At 36.1% G+C, this 15,999-nt stretch carries 15 protein-coding genes; 5 read left to right on the top strand and 10 right to left on the bottom strand.

Going from position 1 to position 15,999, the window contains the following annotated elements; all coding sequences use genetic code 11:
• Position 1 precedes the first annotated feature (1 nt).
• From IQ247_RS12265 to IQ247_RS33600, 4 genes are all read left to right on the top strand, one after another.
• The gene (locus IQ247_RS12265; RefSeq protein ID WP_193920314.1) at positions 2–301 is read left to right on the top strand and encodes a hypothetical protein; all 300 of its coding nucleotides are present in this window, start codon (positions 2–4) and stop codon (positions 299–301) included.
• The gene (locus IQ247_RS12260) at positions 298–684 is read left to right on the top strand and encodes a type II toxin-antitoxin system VapC family toxin (RefSeq protein WP_193920312.1); all 387 of its coding nucleotides are present in this window, start codon (positions 298–300) and stop codon (positions 682–684) included. The genes IQ247_RS12265 and IQ247_RS12260 overlap by 4 nt, the downstream gene beginning before the upstream one ends.
• Positions 685–940: 256 nt before the next feature.
• On the top strand, positions 941–1,183 hold the full coding sequence (locus IQ247_RS12255; RefSeq protein ID WP_193920310.1) for a hypothetical protein: 243 nt from the start codon (positions 941–943) through the stop codon (positions 1,181–1,183).
• Positions 1,093–1,371 carry a PIN domain-containing protein gene (locus IQ247_RS33600; protein WP_375341227.1) on the top strand — a complete coding sequence of 93 codons (279 nt, stop codon included), beginning with the start codon at positions 1,093–1,095 and terminating at the stop codon, positions 1,369–1,371. Before IQ247_RS12255 ends, IQ247_RS33600 begins: the two co-directional genes overlap by 91 nt.
• Here IQ247_RS33600 and IQ247_RS12250 read toward each other — a convergent pair.
• From IQ247_RS12250 to IQ247_RS12210, 9 genes are all read right to left on the bottom strand, one after another.
• Positions 1,303–2,499, bottom strand: a complete 1,197-nt coding sequence (locus IQ247_RS12250) for a glycosyltransferase (protein ID WP_193920309.1) — start codon at positions 2,497–2,499, stop codon at positions 1,303–1,305. The genes IQ247_RS33600 and IQ247_RS12250 overlap by 69 nt on opposite strands.
• A complete protein-coding gene (locus tag IQ247_RS12245; protein WP_193920307.1) occupies positions 2,496–3,098 on the bottom strand; it encodes an acyltransferase in 603 nt (200 codons plus the stop codon). Before IQ247_RS12245 ends, IQ247_RS12250 begins: the two co-directional genes overlap by 4 nt.
• A gap of 48 nt (positions 3,099–3,146) precedes the next feature.
• Complete coding sequence (locus IQ247_RS12240) at positions 3,147–4,451, bottom strand: hypothetical protein (RefSeq protein ID WP_193920305.1); 1,305 nt, start codon at positions 4,449–4,451, stop codon at positions 3,147–3,149.
• A gap of 4 nt (positions 4,452–4,455) precedes the next feature.
• On the bottom strand, positions 4,456–5,712 hold the full coding sequence (locus tag IQ247_RS12235; RefSeq protein ID WP_193920303.1) for a glycosyltransferase family 4 protein: 1,257 nt from the start codon (positions 5,710–5,712) through the stop codon (positions 4,456–4,458).
• Positions 5,713–5,749: 37 nt separating this feature from the next.
• Complete coding sequence (locus IQ247_RS12230; protein WP_193920301.1) at positions 5,750–6,973, bottom strand: glycosyltransferase family 4 protein; 1,224 nt, start codon at positions 6,971–6,973, stop codon at positions 5,750–5,752.
• A gap of 22 nt (positions 6,974–6,995) precedes the next feature.
• Positions 6,996–7,856, bottom strand: coding sequence for a sulfotransferase family protein (locus IQ247_RS12225; protein WP_193920299.1), 861 nt, complete (start codon positions 7,854–7,856; stop codon positions 6,996–6,998).
• Positions 7,857–7,914: 58 nt separating this feature from the next.
• A complete protein-coding gene (locus IQ247_RS12220; protein ID WP_193920297.1) occupies positions 7,915–9,207 on the bottom strand; it encodes a flippase in 1,293 nt (430 codons plus the stop codon).
• A 129-nt stretch (positions 9,208–9,336) separates the two neighbouring features.
• A complete protein-coding gene (gene cysC / locus IQ247_RS12215) occupies positions 9,337–9,888 on the bottom strand; it encodes an adenylyl-sulfate kinase (protein ID WP_193920295.1) in 552 nt (183 codons plus the stop codon).
• 258 nt (positions 9,889–10,146) lie between these two features.
• On the bottom strand, positions 10,147–11,457 hold the full coding sequence (locus tag IQ247_RS12210) for a glycosyltransferase family 4 protein (RefSeq protein WP_193920293.1): 1,311 nt from the start codon (positions 11,455–11,457) through the stop codon (positions 10,147–10,149).
• A 704-nt stretch (positions 11,458–12,161) separates the two neighbouring features.
• On the opposite strand from IQ247_RS12210, the gene IQ247_RS12205 reads away from it, so the two are divergent.
• A complete protein-coding gene (locus IQ247_RS12205; protein WP_193920291.1) occupies positions 12,162–14,339 on the top strand; it encodes a GumC family protein in 2,178 nt (725 codons plus the stop codon).
• 68 nt (positions 14,340–14,407) lie between these two features.
• On the opposite strand, the gene IQ247_RS12200 is transcribed toward IQ247_RS12205, so the two are convergent.
• On the bottom strand, positions 14,408–15,886 hold the full coding sequence (locus IQ247_RS12200) for a cytochrome P450 (protein ID WP_193920289.1): 1,479 nt from the start codon (positions 15,884–15,886) through the stop codon (positions 14,408–14,410).
• Between the last annotated feature and the right edge of the window lie 113 nt (positions 15,887–15,999).

Here is a 15,999-nt window from a genome sequence, read left to right as displayed (position 1 = left end):
CATGAACATTGATGAATTAATTCGACAAGCAGAGCAACTTTCGCCAGATGAACAGTTAAGGCTTGCAGAGTATCTGGTAGAATCAGCCAGAAAGCAGTATCGGGCATTTCAATTTCGTCCACCTTCGAGTGATATTCAAGAATCTGAACCTAATCGGTTCCCAGAAGATATTTCTAATGAACAGGTATCCGGAGTTAAAATTGTACAAGAGCGCAAACCTGGACTTTATCCTGGTGCTTTCGTAGTTCATGATGATTTTGACCAGCCATTACCCGATGCTTTTTGGCTAGGTGAAGAATGAAACTTTTGCTTGATACTCATACATTCATGTGGTGGAATAGTTCTCCAAATCAAATTCCTGAACAGACACTTTCTCTGCTGACGCAAACAAATAACCAAATATTTGTGAGTTTAGTTAGCGTTTGGGAAATTCAGATCAAAACTCACCTTGGGAAGTTAGATTTACAAGCTTCTCTTTCAGAAATTATTTTGCGACAGCAAGCCGAAAATGGGGTGAGTTTATTGTCTATCTTGCTGACTCATATTTTGGAACTAGATAGTCTTCCTTGGTATCACAAAGATCCATTTGATCGTTTACTAATCGCTCAATCCCGGTGTGAAAATGCAGTGCTAGTCAGTCGAGATCATGTTTTTAAGGCTTACGATTGTCAAACAATTTGGTAATTAAATAGTTAAAATAAGGTGAATACCCTTATGTGTGAGTAGACTACAACCACAAATCTAAGTTTCCAAAGAATTTAGGTTTTTTAACATAAATATCGGTAAAACAAGACAATCATTGTAAAAACCCGACTTCTAGCACCACGGAAAATCCCAGTTCTAAGGAACTCAACATAACTGCTTTACATATCGCAGCTTCTGTGTTAATTCAGTTTTAGGTATTTCTAATTATGATATTGTTTTGTAAAGGACAATATTCATGACGTTACAAGAGATATACAGACAAGTCCTAGGATTACCAATTAATGAACGCTGGCAGCTCGTTCAGTCTGTGCTAACATCAATTCAGCAAGAAACACAGGTGTCTTTTTCTCCAAGTGTGACCTTAGAACCTTTGACTGACCTCGATCCTTGGACTCAAGGTTTGCTGGGTGTGATTCAGCTGCAAGCAGAAAATTCCACAGAAACTTACGTAGATTATTTGGAGCAAAAGTATCGTTGAAGCAGGTTTTATTTGACAGTGATGTTTTGCTAGATGTATTAGCACATCGCCAACCATTTGTTACCTCTTCAGCACGAGCATTGGATACGGTGATGAAGTCGCAAGCGCGAGGATATGTGTCAGGTCATGCCGCGACTAACATTATTTTGAATAGATTTTTTGTGAGTAAGTTCCGTATAAGTCTTTAACAGTTTTTTTGCTGCTTGCTCCCAGGTATAATTTTGAAAAATAAATTGACGAGCCTTCATACCCATTATTTGGGCTTCTTGAGGATTTTTTAAACAGTTAATCAAAGCATTCGCAATTGCATCAGCATTGATATCTACGACATGAGCAGAAGAAGCTGTGGAAGCTTCAGGAAAATTACAACCTGTGGTGATTACACAGGGTAATCCTGAAGCCATACCTTCCAAAACAGACATACTGAAGCCTTCAGAGTAGGAAGGAGCTACATATAAACTTGCAGCAGCAAGAGCAGCCTGTTTAATTGAGCCTGTAAGCATACCTGTGAAAGTAACTGCGTTTAAGCATCCTGCTTGTTTAAAGTAGTTTTGAACTGTAGGAAGAAAGTCGATACTATCTGGTCCAGCAACAATTAAATGGGTTTGAGGAAACTGATTGTGGACTTTTGCAAAAGCAGTAGCAAGTAAGTCTAGACCTTTTTTAGGATCGATGCGACCAAGAAATAGAATCAAGTTTTTATTCCGTGTTGTAGGAAACTTTTGATAAAACATCTCTGGGTTTGTTAAGACTTCAAATTCATGACGGTGAATCCCATTGGGAACAACAATAGAATGTTGAAAACCAAGGGATTTAACCTGTTCTGCTTCTGAAGATGCTAAAACTTGAATTGCACTGGCTTGTTGCAAAGCTAATTTTTCAAATAGGTTGTAATACAAGTATTTTTTATGGGCTTTGTAAGATAATGCCCAGGGTTCCAACATTCCACGAGGAGTTATTATATAAGGAATCTGATGAAATTGGCATGACCAGTGAGTGAATGAAATGAGGGGTGCAAAAATTGTATTGGTATGAACTAAATCATATTGAATTACATGATTAAATAACCAGATATTTAAAGACTGACTAATGATTAAGTCGTTTTTATTCCAACAAGCAAAATAACGTATCCGATAGTTTTTTTCATAAATCCATTCGTTTAGAGGAACGGATAGATTTTCATAAGTGTTAGCATTTGTTGTAACAACATCAACAAAAACTCCTTGATTCCCTGTTTCTCGTACTAACTCTATTACACTTTTTGCTGGACCACCGTAATTAGAACCGAGATAAGGTGTAACTATTAAAATATTCATTTTGAAAGAATACAGTGATTTTGATTTCTATTGGTACGATATTTAATCACCTTTGCTGGTGAACCAACTGCAACAGCAAAAGCGGGGATAGACTTAGTAACTACGCTATTTGCTCCAATAACTGCGCCATTTCCAATTTCAACACCTTTACCAATGAATACCCCTCTACCTATCCAAACATCAGACCCTATTTTTATCTTATCACCATAAAATCCTTGGAGGCGAATAGGTATTTCTGGGTTTGAAAAACAGTGATTGTTATCACGAATAGATACGAATTCTCCAATTCTTGTATTATCTCCAATTTCAACTCCATATAAAGAAGAAATATAAGTATGGTCATTTAGACTAATATGTTTTCCAATATGTATATATCCATTAGGACCACAATTAAAAAATATTCCTACTCCAAGGGAACAGTTGTGTCCAATCCTTATATCACGAAAGGCATACCCAAAACGAGGGAAACTTTGAAAGCAACATTGTCCACCTAAAGACCGAAACCAAATATGTGGAATTAAGAAATAACTATAAGCAATTAAATAGCCTTTTACAAAATCAAATAATTTGAAAATTTTGGAGAATAAAGTATACAGCATATTGATAAATATGTAATGTTTTCATTAATATGTCATTATTTAAAACAACTAACTCGTATATTTTTTAGCATTAAGAATATAATGATTCTTTTTGATTGAAAATATTATTAGAGGTGAAGAAAAAATCATGTAGTAGAGTAATTCTGGTAAAAAATTGGCGGTATTGTGAGTCAGCGAAGTCATGGCTGTTGGAATGAGTAAAATATATAAAATTTGTAATATGTAGTCTCCATTACAAGACCTGTACCAAAGATATTTGAAGAAGTATGCAAATATGCCAAATATTAGACAACCAAAGTAATCAAACTGACTAAAAGAATCTCCTATACCTGTTGAAGTTGAGCCTTTCGGATGCTTATATCCATAATATTGATGCCAAATATCAAAATAATCTAAATCAAGATTTAATTGTAATTGCTTTTTAAATTCTGAACCGAGAAACTGAGCTGGTATCCATTTGAATACTAGTGTATTCCAGTATCGGCTTCCCCATTCATAGCGCCCAGTTTGGGTAACAGTATCTATAACTAAAGCTGCATTACGCAGTTCTAATGTCATACCTTGATTTTCTTGCTTCACCACTGCTTGTAAATTTTGAATGGGATTTATCTCTGTAATTTTATTCCATTCTCCGACACGAACTAACATCCGATAATCATGAATGCTAGAAATTATTAATGTCCCAATTAATAGACCTAAAATAATAATTTTACGGGGTGTAGTTTGGTTTTTAATAAAATAGAAAGCACAGACAATACTAAAAGCTATAAATACCATTGTGGTTCGTCTTCCAGCGAAAATAACTCGATACATTAATATAGAGCTAGGAATGAACAATAGTAATAAATTGGATATTTTTGGTTGTTTGATAGTTTCAAGTAAAAGAATTGTGAAACCTATGTTTAGCAAGTTAGCAAAAAAAACATAAACAGTAATTATCCCTGTCCAATACTGATTTAAGGAAGCTGCTTCAGGTCTACTATAAACCAGTATCCAGAAGATATAACCAATACAAGCATAAATAAATGCTCCTATTTTCAGCTTATTTTTATCTACTTGTAAACTTGGCTTTTGTAAGCATTTCTTAGGTATTTTAATTTGATAACCTAACCAACACATCAATGCACAAAGACAAGACATAATCAATGTCTGCTGAACTGCTCTTTGAGGAACAACTTCAGGATTATTGATTAATCCAATCGCTTGAGGTAATAAAAAAGTAATAAATGTAAAACCCATTAAAAATGGGTACTGACAAAATCTTTTTCTATAACGAAGTCCCCATATTATTAATCCTATACTCATAATAATTAAAACATATAAAAGACAGTCATCAATTAATTTATTGTACATATTTTTAAGCTCCCGCTCTATTACAGATAACTTTCATTAGTGTATTTATATAATTATCAAAAATTTCGCTAAGATACGTTTGATAATCTCTAGAATAATTTTGATAAATTTTTTGCTCATATATATTGATTAACTTCTCTGCAATCGCTTCTGAATCTCTAATTGGCACAATAAATCCATGGATTCCATTTCTAACAATCGAACCTGAATTGGGAGTAGTAATTACAGGTAATTCCCAACTCAAGGCTTCATAAGTAACCATTGCGGAACCTTCACAAATTGAAGGAAGAACAAATACATCTGCCCAAGCATAAAGTTCTGCCATTTGAGAGCGAGGAACTCGTCCTAAAAAGTCACATAAATCATTATATTCAGCAACACGTTGAGATTTAATTTCAATAGAACCTGCAATTTTACAAATAAAAGGGATTTCTCCTTGTATCTGTCGTAAAGCTTTTAATAAATAAGGGATTCCTTTGCGGAGATTAACTGTTCCGGCAAATAATATTCTTAGTCCATCTCCTCTTTGTTGAGGAGTTTTGCGTTCAGGAAAAGAAGTTTTAAATTGACTTTCTTTTTGACGACCTAATGCTACTACAGAAATTTGAGATGCATTAATTCCTCTGTCTACTAGAGAGTCTTTAACAAAATTAGAACCACAAATAATATGATTAGCTAAGCTTTGCTCTCGTTGTTCTCTTTCTAATAGTTCCAAGTCAGTATCATGAACCATAAAAGGTGATTTTGACCAGTTTACCCAAGCTTTTTCTTCTTCTAGTAAGAGCTTATTTAAAAATGACCTTTCAGCAATAGTTTGGTCAAGAATACAACGAATACCTTGTGATGAAGCATATTCAAATAATTCTAACGATTCACCATTAAATCCATAAACAGTATTAGCATCTCCCAAACCATTTTGAATAATCCGCTTGCCAAACTCTTTTCCAGCCCAAATAAGAATACTGGCTCGGTTTTGTATTGGTGATTTTTTCCTCAGCTTAATGAATTGATATCCAAATCTAGGAAAGTGAACAATTTTTAGCTTATCAAGTAATGGGTCATATCTATCCAGACTTTTTTTGAATAAATTCGGTAGTTGATTATAAATTATTGGTTGTCTTAATACATTAGTAATTAGATTATTGTCGGCGTAGAAGTCAGTGTAAAACTTATCTAAAATACCCCATTCTTGAAAAAGCAAAGGTTGCTGATAGTGTCTTCTAGCACCCAGTTGTGCTACTAAAATTTTAGGTTGCGACATTTACTTACTAATTGCTTAATAAAATTATTTTTTTATACTAAAAAGTTGTATTGATAGCAACTAAACGTTCCCGCCAAACTCGTAAGATATTCTTGACTGAATCGGGTAAATAGGTAGCGAAGCGAGGCTTTAGTCCGGGTGGCAATTGCCAGTTATCAAGAGGTAGAGGAGGAGCAATTATGGGCGGATTTTGACTCAAATCTTTAATCAAATCCCCATAAGATTTTGCTTGTTGTTTTAAACCGAAACGAGATTGGCTTGCAAGTTTTGCATTATCTGAAAATTCCTGCCATATATTTTCATTGACCAACTGGCTAATAAAGTTAGCAGCTTGTTTTGTGTTTCCTACATCAAAAATAAATCCATCTTTACCATGGGAAACGATGAAGTCAGTAACGCCAGAAATACGTGAACAAACTGGAACACATCCGCTTGCCATAGCTTCTACTAAAGTGTATCCGAAACCTTCATAACGAGATGTCATTACAAATATATGATGTTCGGCGAATAATTTAGGTACTTCTGAATGGTTTACTTTTCCATAAAAATGAATGTTTTGCTCTAAACCCATTTGACTTATTTTCAACTTTAATTTAGATAAGTCTTGACCGTCTCCTACAACGGTAAGTGAAACATTTAATCCATTTTTTTGGCATTCTCTTACAATCTCAGGCAACCACAATATTCCTTTCGCATTTTCCTCTATACGACCGAGATACAGTAGTTTTAATGGCGAATCTTTAGAAAAAATCGAAGTAACTTCTTTAAAGGTACTTAGATTAACTGCGTGGGGAATAGTAAAAACTTTGTCCGATGACAAATTCATCCGATGAACTAAATCCTTAGCAATGCGAGGAGTTGGACAAACTGTAGCGTGTACATAATCATTTATAGATTTTGCTGCTCGATATGTAGCTGGTGTAATGCTATGAACTATTTGTAGTTTAATAATTTTATTTGATATATATCTTGCAGCATTAGTTTGAATAGAATTAGCCAATACGTTGATAATTATTCCTCGATAATTTGTTTCTATATGCTTGATGAAATCCTCAGCGGATTGACGGGAGCAATCTGGGATTGACTGAACAAATTCACCAAAGTTAGTTTCTGGTTGGAATTCATTATTTAATTGATATCCAGGAGGGACTAAACCGACCCATCTCAAGTCAATACCTTGTTCGGTCAATCCTTTGCGGAGTAAGCGATAAACTGTATATGTTCCTCCTGTGTGAGGTATTCCGCAATAAGCTATTTTCATATATGATTGAACTTCACGATGTTTAAACTAATGAGTAGCCCATTTTTTGTAATTCTTCACCTGCTATGGTGTTGAAAATTTCCACATCTTGATTACTCATTTTTTCTCGCCATTGACCAACTGTTTGATTAGAAATCTTCTCATTAAGCCGTTGATGTCCAATCACAGAGCGCATTTTAGTTTTTGAGTAACTATTAGAAGCTAGTTGAGTTATTTGCAGAGATTCATCCAGAAATGACATAACTTCTGTCATTACGATTTCAGGATTAGAACATAACTCCTCGTATCTAATAAGTTTCACACGCTCTTTTTGAGTCGCTTTCAAATAAGCTCTCACAGATAGCTTCCAAATCTCTCCATAAAGAGAGACAGTATTTACCTTGACCTTTGGATTCCGCAGAGCAGATAGATAGCCATCTCTAACATCACGAATCATAAAGACAATTTTTGCTTTCGGGAATCTTTTTAATAAAAAATTTAATCGCAACGCATGTTCAGGGGTTTTCTCGACAAAACGGGAAGCATTCTGAGCAGTAACGACTTCAGACGCAATCATATCAAATAAATCCACCATATCAGTAGCTGAAGCAATAAGCTTCTTCATTGTCTGATCATCAATTTCTGGATATTTAATATCTGTAAAATTTCTTCTGAAAAAGAAGCAAGTTTCTCCGTCAATCCCTGCCAGATTAGAATGTGCCTTTAACATAGAAACCATTAAAGTTGTACCACTGCGGGGAGGACCAACCACAAATACATGGTTAGCTGTTGACGTTTTGCGAACCCAGTTAAATTTCAGATTTCGCAAGGCAAATACGGGATTGCTCAGAGCTTTGCGAATTCTTAAGCTTGTCAAACTTCGATTGAGTGATGATTCTACCATTTCGTTAGTATCCTTTTTAGATCAGCCTTCACAGCTGAGAATCTTTTGTACCATATCTCTAAAACAGCTTTCCAAAAATTGTTGGATGTAGCTTAAGTCGGCGACGAGTCTCCCACATTAACAAAGTATTCCATATCACAAAACTTGTACCCGTAGCAAAAGCTGCTCCTTCAATGCCAAATCGAGGAATTAGTAATGCATTAAGGGAAACATTGATTCCTGTACTAATCATGACTCCAAGGGCTGCGACCTTTTCATTTCCAGTCATTACTAAAATAGCGGCAACTGGTCCCATACCGACATTGAAAAGCTGAGCCACAGTTAGCATACTTAAAGCCGTTGCACCCGAAGCATACTGTGGATTGTAAAGTAAAGTCAGCAATTTATTGCCGAAAAGAATGTAGACAAGGGCAATTAGCAATGTGATTGTGAAAACCAACCTGGTTGTGCGCGTAACCAGTGTCTGCAATCTCTCCATTTGCCCACAAGCAAAAAATTCAGATATTAAAGGTTTCATTGGAACGAGAACGGCTCCAAGTGCAAAGTTCAAAAGAAAGGCTAAGCGTGTAGCAGCATGATAAATTGCTACATTCTCTGAACCTGCCGAAATCCCCAACATTAAAATATCTGCTTGATTATTGATTGTGTGCATTTCAGCCATCAAAACAAGCGATAATCCTCCTTTAAGCCATGTTACCGCTTCAATAGTTGGTTTGTAACCAGTTATCTCCTTCATTCTCAGAGAACGGTAGGCTAAAACTAATGCTAGTGCTAGAGCGACGATAGCACAGATAATCTTGATTCTAATAATAGAATCAATTTCCAAATCATTTACTGGAATGAAAGCCCAAATCGTACCTAAAGTACCAGCAAATAATAAGAAGTTGAGTAGGAGAGGAAGAGAGCCTAAAACAATTTTCTTTTGACCAGTTTGAATAGCACCGGATACACCCAAACAAGATTGAATAGGTAGGAACAATAACGATAGTAGAAAATAGGGAAATAGTTCCCATTCTCGTCCTGGATATGCTGTTATAATTAATGCGACTATTGCAGTAATAGTAAATGAAGAAACAAGAACCGATATGTAAGAGAATCTGACTATTCCCTCTACTCGATCTAATCGGTTGTCTCCAGATGAACTGGCGACTTCGCGTGTAATCACTTCTGCTAGACCTAGCCCTGCTGGAACGTTTAACAAGGCACTCCAGCCCATAATATATTGATATCCTCCGTAATCTTTAACGCTTAATAGTCGAGCGAGTAAAATGCTAATCAGAAAGCTGAGTCCGGTTGTTGTTATACGAGCGAATACCGACCATCCGGCTCCTCGGATCAGAAATCTTTGCAATCCCCCCTTATGAGAACTAGAAAAATTCGATCTATTGTCATCATCTGAACCTATGGGGTGTTTTTTTCTGAAAAATCTTGAACCTAAACTCATCACACTCCCACTGTAAAGAAAACCCTAACTAACCACCTATATCTGATACTCAACTGCAACCCGAACATAACCCAACTCTTCCAAAGTACCAATCACCTTCTTAGCACTTTCCTCCACAGTTTCCTCCCCACTCTCACAAACAACCTCTGGATGCAAAGGAACTTCATAAGGGTCATCTATACCCGTAAAACCCTTGATTTCTCCGCTTCTCGCTTTAGCATACAACCCCTTGACATCTCGCGCTTCACACAATTCTAAAGGTGCATTCACGTGAACTTCAACAAAATCTTTGTTAATAGCTCGGATTTCATCTCTAATTTCCTGATAAGGACTAATCATTGCAGCAATTACGACAACTCCATTACGACTAAGTAAATTAGCTACAAATCCTACCCGACGCACATTGATGTCGCGGTCTTTTTTACTAAAACCCAATCCCTGAGACAACCAAGTTCTGATTAAGTCACCATCTAAAACCTCAACTTGATAATTTCGAGCTTTGAGTTCTGCTTCGATACGTCTAGCAATTGTCGTTTTACCCGCACCACTCAAACCTGTCAGCCAAACTGTTACACCTTTATTGTTCATGATTTAACTCCGATTAACAAACTCTAAATTTACTACTAAACTTACTAGTGGTCTGTGTCATTAAATTTAAATGTTTGTAGTTAGAATGCGCGCCCTTGATTTGAGCGATAAATCGCAACTACGAACCTGTCATAACTGATGTGGTGGAGTACTATAAATATATTTTGCAAGAGAAACTAACCAATTAAAACTAAATTCATCACAACTACTAAATGGTATCTATTATGGCAGATGCACTTTTCCTTTACAGAATATCTATCAGGTTATCGCTTGCAATAATACATCATAATATTGCTGAGAAATCACTTCAGAAGTAAAATATGACTCTACGTATTTACGCGCAGCTTTTCCAGTTTTATGTGCTAAAATACTATCCTGACTCAACTGACGGATATACTCTGCTAAACCGTGACTATCTCCATTTTCAAAAGTTTCACCGCAATCTCCATCTGCAATCAACTGTTTTAAGTACGAATGCTCTGGACAGATAACTGCTACTGGTCTTCCTGTGGCTAAAGCTGGATAAAGTTTACTGGGAGCAACTAAACTCTCCATACCCGCATCCACGCTTACTAAGGATAAATCACAAGCTGTCAACGAGTAAGGTAAATCCTGTCGTTGTTGATAGGGAAGGAATAAAAAGTTTTTTAATCCTAATCGTTTTACCTGTTTAATCAGCCGTTCGCGTTTTGCTCCACCACCTATACATACAAACTGAATAGGCTCATCTTGCAAATATTTAGCAGCCTCTAACATAGTTTGTATATCATGACATCGACCCATGTTGCCTGAGTACAGGACTGTAAATTTATTTACCAGTGCGTGTCTTTGAGCAAACCAATTATCTTCTTTGGCAATTGGTACAATCTTTTGGGTATTTGCCCAACTGTGAATCACGGATATTTTATCGGCTACCTCCGGATAATTTGCTACCACCTGTCGTTTCATTGCAGGGCTAAGAACTATGATTCCGGACGCTTTTCGCAATACCCTTCTATTAACAGCTTTCCATAGTTGAGTTAACCAATGTTGTTTTGGTACTACATCGAGAGCAACAGCAATATCTGGATACAAATCATAAAGTATGCAAATATAACTGAGTCCGAATAGGATATGAGCTAAATAACCTAAAACAGGCAAAAATGGAGGGGCTGTAGTTAGCAAAATTGTATTGCGATCGCGAGCAGCAGAAACCAAATACAAAGCTGAGCGCAGGGTAAATAACACTCCATTTACAGCTTTACCGCGAATTCTTTTAGACCAAAGTTGTGTGGTACGGGAGCGTTTGATTTTGACTTTTCCACAAACTTCAACAACAGGAGCATTATTATTCTCGAAAGCATAACCAGGTTGTCCGGTAAAAACTTCGATATCTACACCCTGTTTACCTAAATGAGTCACTAACTCCTCAATTAACTGTCCCGTTGGAGCGTAGTCTGGTGGAAAAAACTGGGTAATCACAGATAATTTAATTAACTGTCCAATTTTTAGAAAATCCGGAGTGACATCTTGGAGTTGATCATATTTACTTAGAATAGGTGTTTTTAATCTTTCAAAAGATTTAGTCATCTTATTTTTTTTACCAAAAATTATTGGGAACTTAATTTTAATTTGCCCAAAAAAACATAATTTATCACAAAATTACGAAAAGTTTACATATCTTTGTTTCTGTAAAATTCACATAATTTTAAAGAATCCCGTAACACCTGAGTAATAACTGTAAAAACAAATTGCTTTTATAAATAGTAGATAAGATAACTGTGTAAAAATTCGCAAGTATTAGATTTTTCTTTAACTATTTATAGAGATTGGTTATGAATAATACTTCAGTAAATATACTAATTTTTCAAAAAAAACAGAAATATTTTCTGAGATTCTACGGTTCAAAAACTGATATTTTTGATATTCGTTAATTTTCGTTAAACAGAGTTAAAAAAATATCAGCATTGTTCTCATCCCTAGGAAGAGCCTGGGGAAGAAATTTTCGAGGCTCCGCTTCCAATCCTTTATTCCAAGCCAGAGTCTTGGAACAAGTTATTAAACATTAATGAATTTTAAACCCGTGCAGACGGGTTTCGTTTGTATAGCTGCGGTTTGAACCGCCGGATACTATTCCCTACTCTCTATTCCCTACTATAAAAAAATTAAAAATCTACGTAAATTCAAGGAAGTCATTATGTTACAGATAAGGTTAATATTTTGCTTTAAAGCACTTGGAATAGCAGTGTTTATGCTCATGTATGGTTTAGATTTTTAGTAAGTGTGAAGAAGCAATGGAGACATATTCTTTTAAGCCCTCATCTGGTAATCGAGATACAGACTATGCACCTCAGTTGCTACAAGCTCAATCTATACCTTGGATGGAAGCTGAGGGAGAAGATTGGGATTTGCGTCAATTCTTCACTATTCTCAAGCGGCGAAGTTTTGCAATCCTTGGGATTTCTTGTCTGGTAATGGCTGGTGTTGTGACTTTCACTCTCAATCAAGAACCACAATATGAAGCTAAGTTTCAAATTTTAGCCGAACCTGTAAACAGCGAAGAAAATAAAGTTCCTACACTTCTTGAAGGAAGTTTAACTAAGCCAGGGTTAGATTATGAAACTCAAATTCAGGTACTTAAAAGTCCTGAATTGATGACAGAAATTGTTGAGGATTTACGAACCTCTTATGGAGATATTGACTATAAAACTTTACTCGAATCTCTTCGTATTATTCGATTGGGTGAAACAAAAATTATAGAAGTAGTTTACCAAGATAACGACAAAGTTAAAATAAAATTTGTATTAGATAAACTAGCTCAAGCTTATTTAAAATACAGTTTAGAACACCGTCAAACTAACTTACGTCAGGGTATTAATTTTGTAGAAACTCAATTACCACCTATCCAAAAACGTGTAAATAAAATTCAGGAAGAATTACAAATATTTAGAGAAAAAAACGATTTTTTACAGCCGGAAACTCAATCGGAACAGATTGCTAACCAACTTAAAATATTATCAGAAAAACGAGTAGTAGCTGACCAAGAATTAGCAAAAGCCTACTCATATTTTAATAGCTTACAAACTCAACAAGGAGCATTAGCAGTACTGAATGATGCACCAGTATATCAACAATTGATTATCCAGTTGCGTCAATTAGAAACTCAGATTGCTGATGAATCTACACGTTTCCGTGAGGAAAGCATTCCCATTCAAAATCTACAAGAGAAACGGCAAAAATTATTACCTTTACTAAATCAAGAAGCACAACGAGTTTTATATATAAAACGCGCTCAAGCGGCTTCCGAATTACAAAATTTACAACAGCAAAGTCAAGCACTTAGCGCAAAAGAACAACAACTTAATAAAAAAATTGAGCAATCCCCCTATATTAATCGAAAATATACTGAACTAAATACGGAATTACAAGCAGCGACTGATAGTTTAAGTCGGTTTTTAGCTACTCGTGAAAAACTGCAAATTGAAGCAGCACAAACACAAGTTCCTTGGCAATTAATTCAAGCACCAATTCAGCCAGAAATTCCTATATCTCCGAGCATTCCACGTAATTTAATTTTAGGATTTGTTGCGAGTACTCTCTTAGGAATTGGTAGCGGACTATTGATTGAAAAGCTAGATAATCGATACCATTCCATAGAAGCTTTTAGAGAAAAAATTAGACTACCACTGCTCGCAAATATTCCTTTTGAAAAACAATTACCATATAGTCAAAAACAACTTGCTTCAGAAGAAAATTTTGTTGAAAAAACACTAAATGTACTTCCTCAAAGCAACTCGGATTTTGCGAAAATTGTTCCCCGTCGTGAGACAGTTATTCAGCAATATGTTGAATCATCCAGATTTTCAGAAGCATTTCGAGTTCTGCATACTAACCTTCAATTACTCAGTTCCGATGAAGCGATTAATTCTTTAGTTATTAGTTCTGCGATGTCCGGAGACGGTAAGTCTACAGTTGCATTTAATTTAGCACAAACCGCTTGTGCAATGGGAAGACGTGTATTATTAGTAGATGCAGATATGCGACGACCTCAAATTCATGATTTAGCTAATTTAAACAATCTCTGGGGATTAAGTAATTTAATTTCCGGGAATATACCGAGAGAAACGGCTATTCGAGAAATATCTTCATTAGGTGGATTATCTGTAATCACCGCAGGTCCCATTCCTCCTGACCCCACCAAATTGCTTTCTTCGCAAAAAATGAAGCAAATCATGGAAGATTTACACTCCACCTTTGATTTAGTGATTTATGATACTCCTCCTTTAGTAGGTTTAGCTGATGCTAATTTACTTGCACCTCATACGAATGGTGTTGTACTTGTAGCTAGAATACATCAAACAGACCGTTCAGCAATGATGCAAGCCATAGAACATTTAGAAATGGCTCGAACCAATGTTTTGGGTATGGTGATTAATGGAGATAAAGCGACTAAGCCTTATGGATATTATTAGGTTAAAGGTCAAATAAAGGTCAAAGGTTTAAGGTTAAAGGTTAAAGGTTAACTGTCAACTGTCCACTGTCAACTAACTTCCACCATTTCACGCACGTTTCCTTTTACTCCACCGACTCCTTGAGTAAAATTACGGTCTTGTTTGCGAACAATCATTTGAAGACCGTTTTTAGGTGACATGACAATTACTCCAAAACGGTCTATTGTTTGACTGGGTATGTATTCTAAACGGTATTTTTGCAATAATATTGATAATACAATTTTGATTTCCATCATGGCAAAACCTGCCCCTATACAGATACGACTTCCGGCGCTGAAAGGGTTATACTCAAACATTGTTGGTTCAAATTTTTCCCATCTTTGGGGAGCAAATTTCTCCGGTTGGGAATAAATTTCAGGCATATGATGGGTTTGGTAAATACTCACAAAAACTTCTGTTCCTTTTGGTAATTCATAACCTCCGAGTTCTGTTGTTTGGGAAGTAACCCTACCATTCCAAGGTACTGGTGTCAACACCCGCATACTTTCTTTAATCACTCTTTCTAATAAAGGCAATTTTTGTAATTGTTCTACGGTTGGGGCTTCTCCTTTTAATACGCTTTGCAGTTCATCAACTACATCTTGGGCTATTTTTGGATGTTGTGATAAAAGAAATAGCGTCCAAGTCAGTGCATTTGCACTAGTTTCATGTCCTGCTGCAAATATAACCCCTGCGTGTCCTAAAAGTTCATCTTCGTTTAATGTCAATCCTGTTTCCGCATCTCGCGCTCGAATTAACATCGAAATCACATCTCCATCATCTTTATTATTAGCACGTTTGCGGCGAATTAGCTGACGCATTTCTTCATCAAGTTGCGCGAATAAGTTGAGTAATTTATGATAAGGTAGCCCTGGAATATCAAAAGGTAAAAGAGCGATCGCCAAGTTTCCATTCAGCCCCAATGCTTGTTGTAAAATTTCACCACTTTTTGCTCCTTGTTCACCAACATCGCTACCAAATAAGGTTTTAGTCGCTACTCGTAGGGTAAGAAGTCGCATTACTTGAGCAATATCAATTGGGTTATCAATAATTAATTTCTCAAGTACCGATTGAGTAATAGCAATCATATCATCGCGGTAAGAATCAATACGTTGCTTGTGAAAAGCTGGCATTAAAAGTTGACGGTGTTGGCGATGAGTTGCACCATTTACACCGAATAAACCCACACCAAAATGCTTTAAAGGTTCTGTTCGCGGTGAGTCATTCCGCTTCCTGTACATTTTTGCAGATAACGGATATTTATAATAAATTTCGTGCTGACTAGTGACAGTACGTACATTTTCCGCACCACAAGTAAAAACCGTACCGGGACATTCTGCAAGGGGTGAGTATATATTAGTACCACCTCCTGCCGTCATAGAGACAATGGAACCATAAGTTTCAAATAAACGGCGCGTATATCCGATAGAATCTTTACCAAAGCGTAAAACTAGGGGTAAACGACCTAAAATTGGATTTACAGCCGGTCCGGGTACATTTAATTTTGGTAGATTAACAGTAGTAGCCATTTAAATAGGTTAAAGGTCAAAGGTCAAAGGTCGAAGGTCAAAGGTCAAAGGTCGAAGGTCAAAGGTCAAAGGTCGAAGGTTAACTGTCCACTGTCAACTGTCCACTAATTCCT

The sequence above is a fragment of the Plectonema cf. radiosum LEGE 06105 genome, from assembly GCF_015207665.1.
In the GTDB taxonomy this organism is placed as follows: domain Bacteria; phylum Cyanobacteriota; class Cyanobacteriia; order Cyanobacteriales; family Nostocaceae; genus Rivularia; species Rivularia radiosa_A.
Note: the sequence above shows the minus strand (reverse complement) of the source record. Positions and strands in the feature narration are given on the sequence as shown.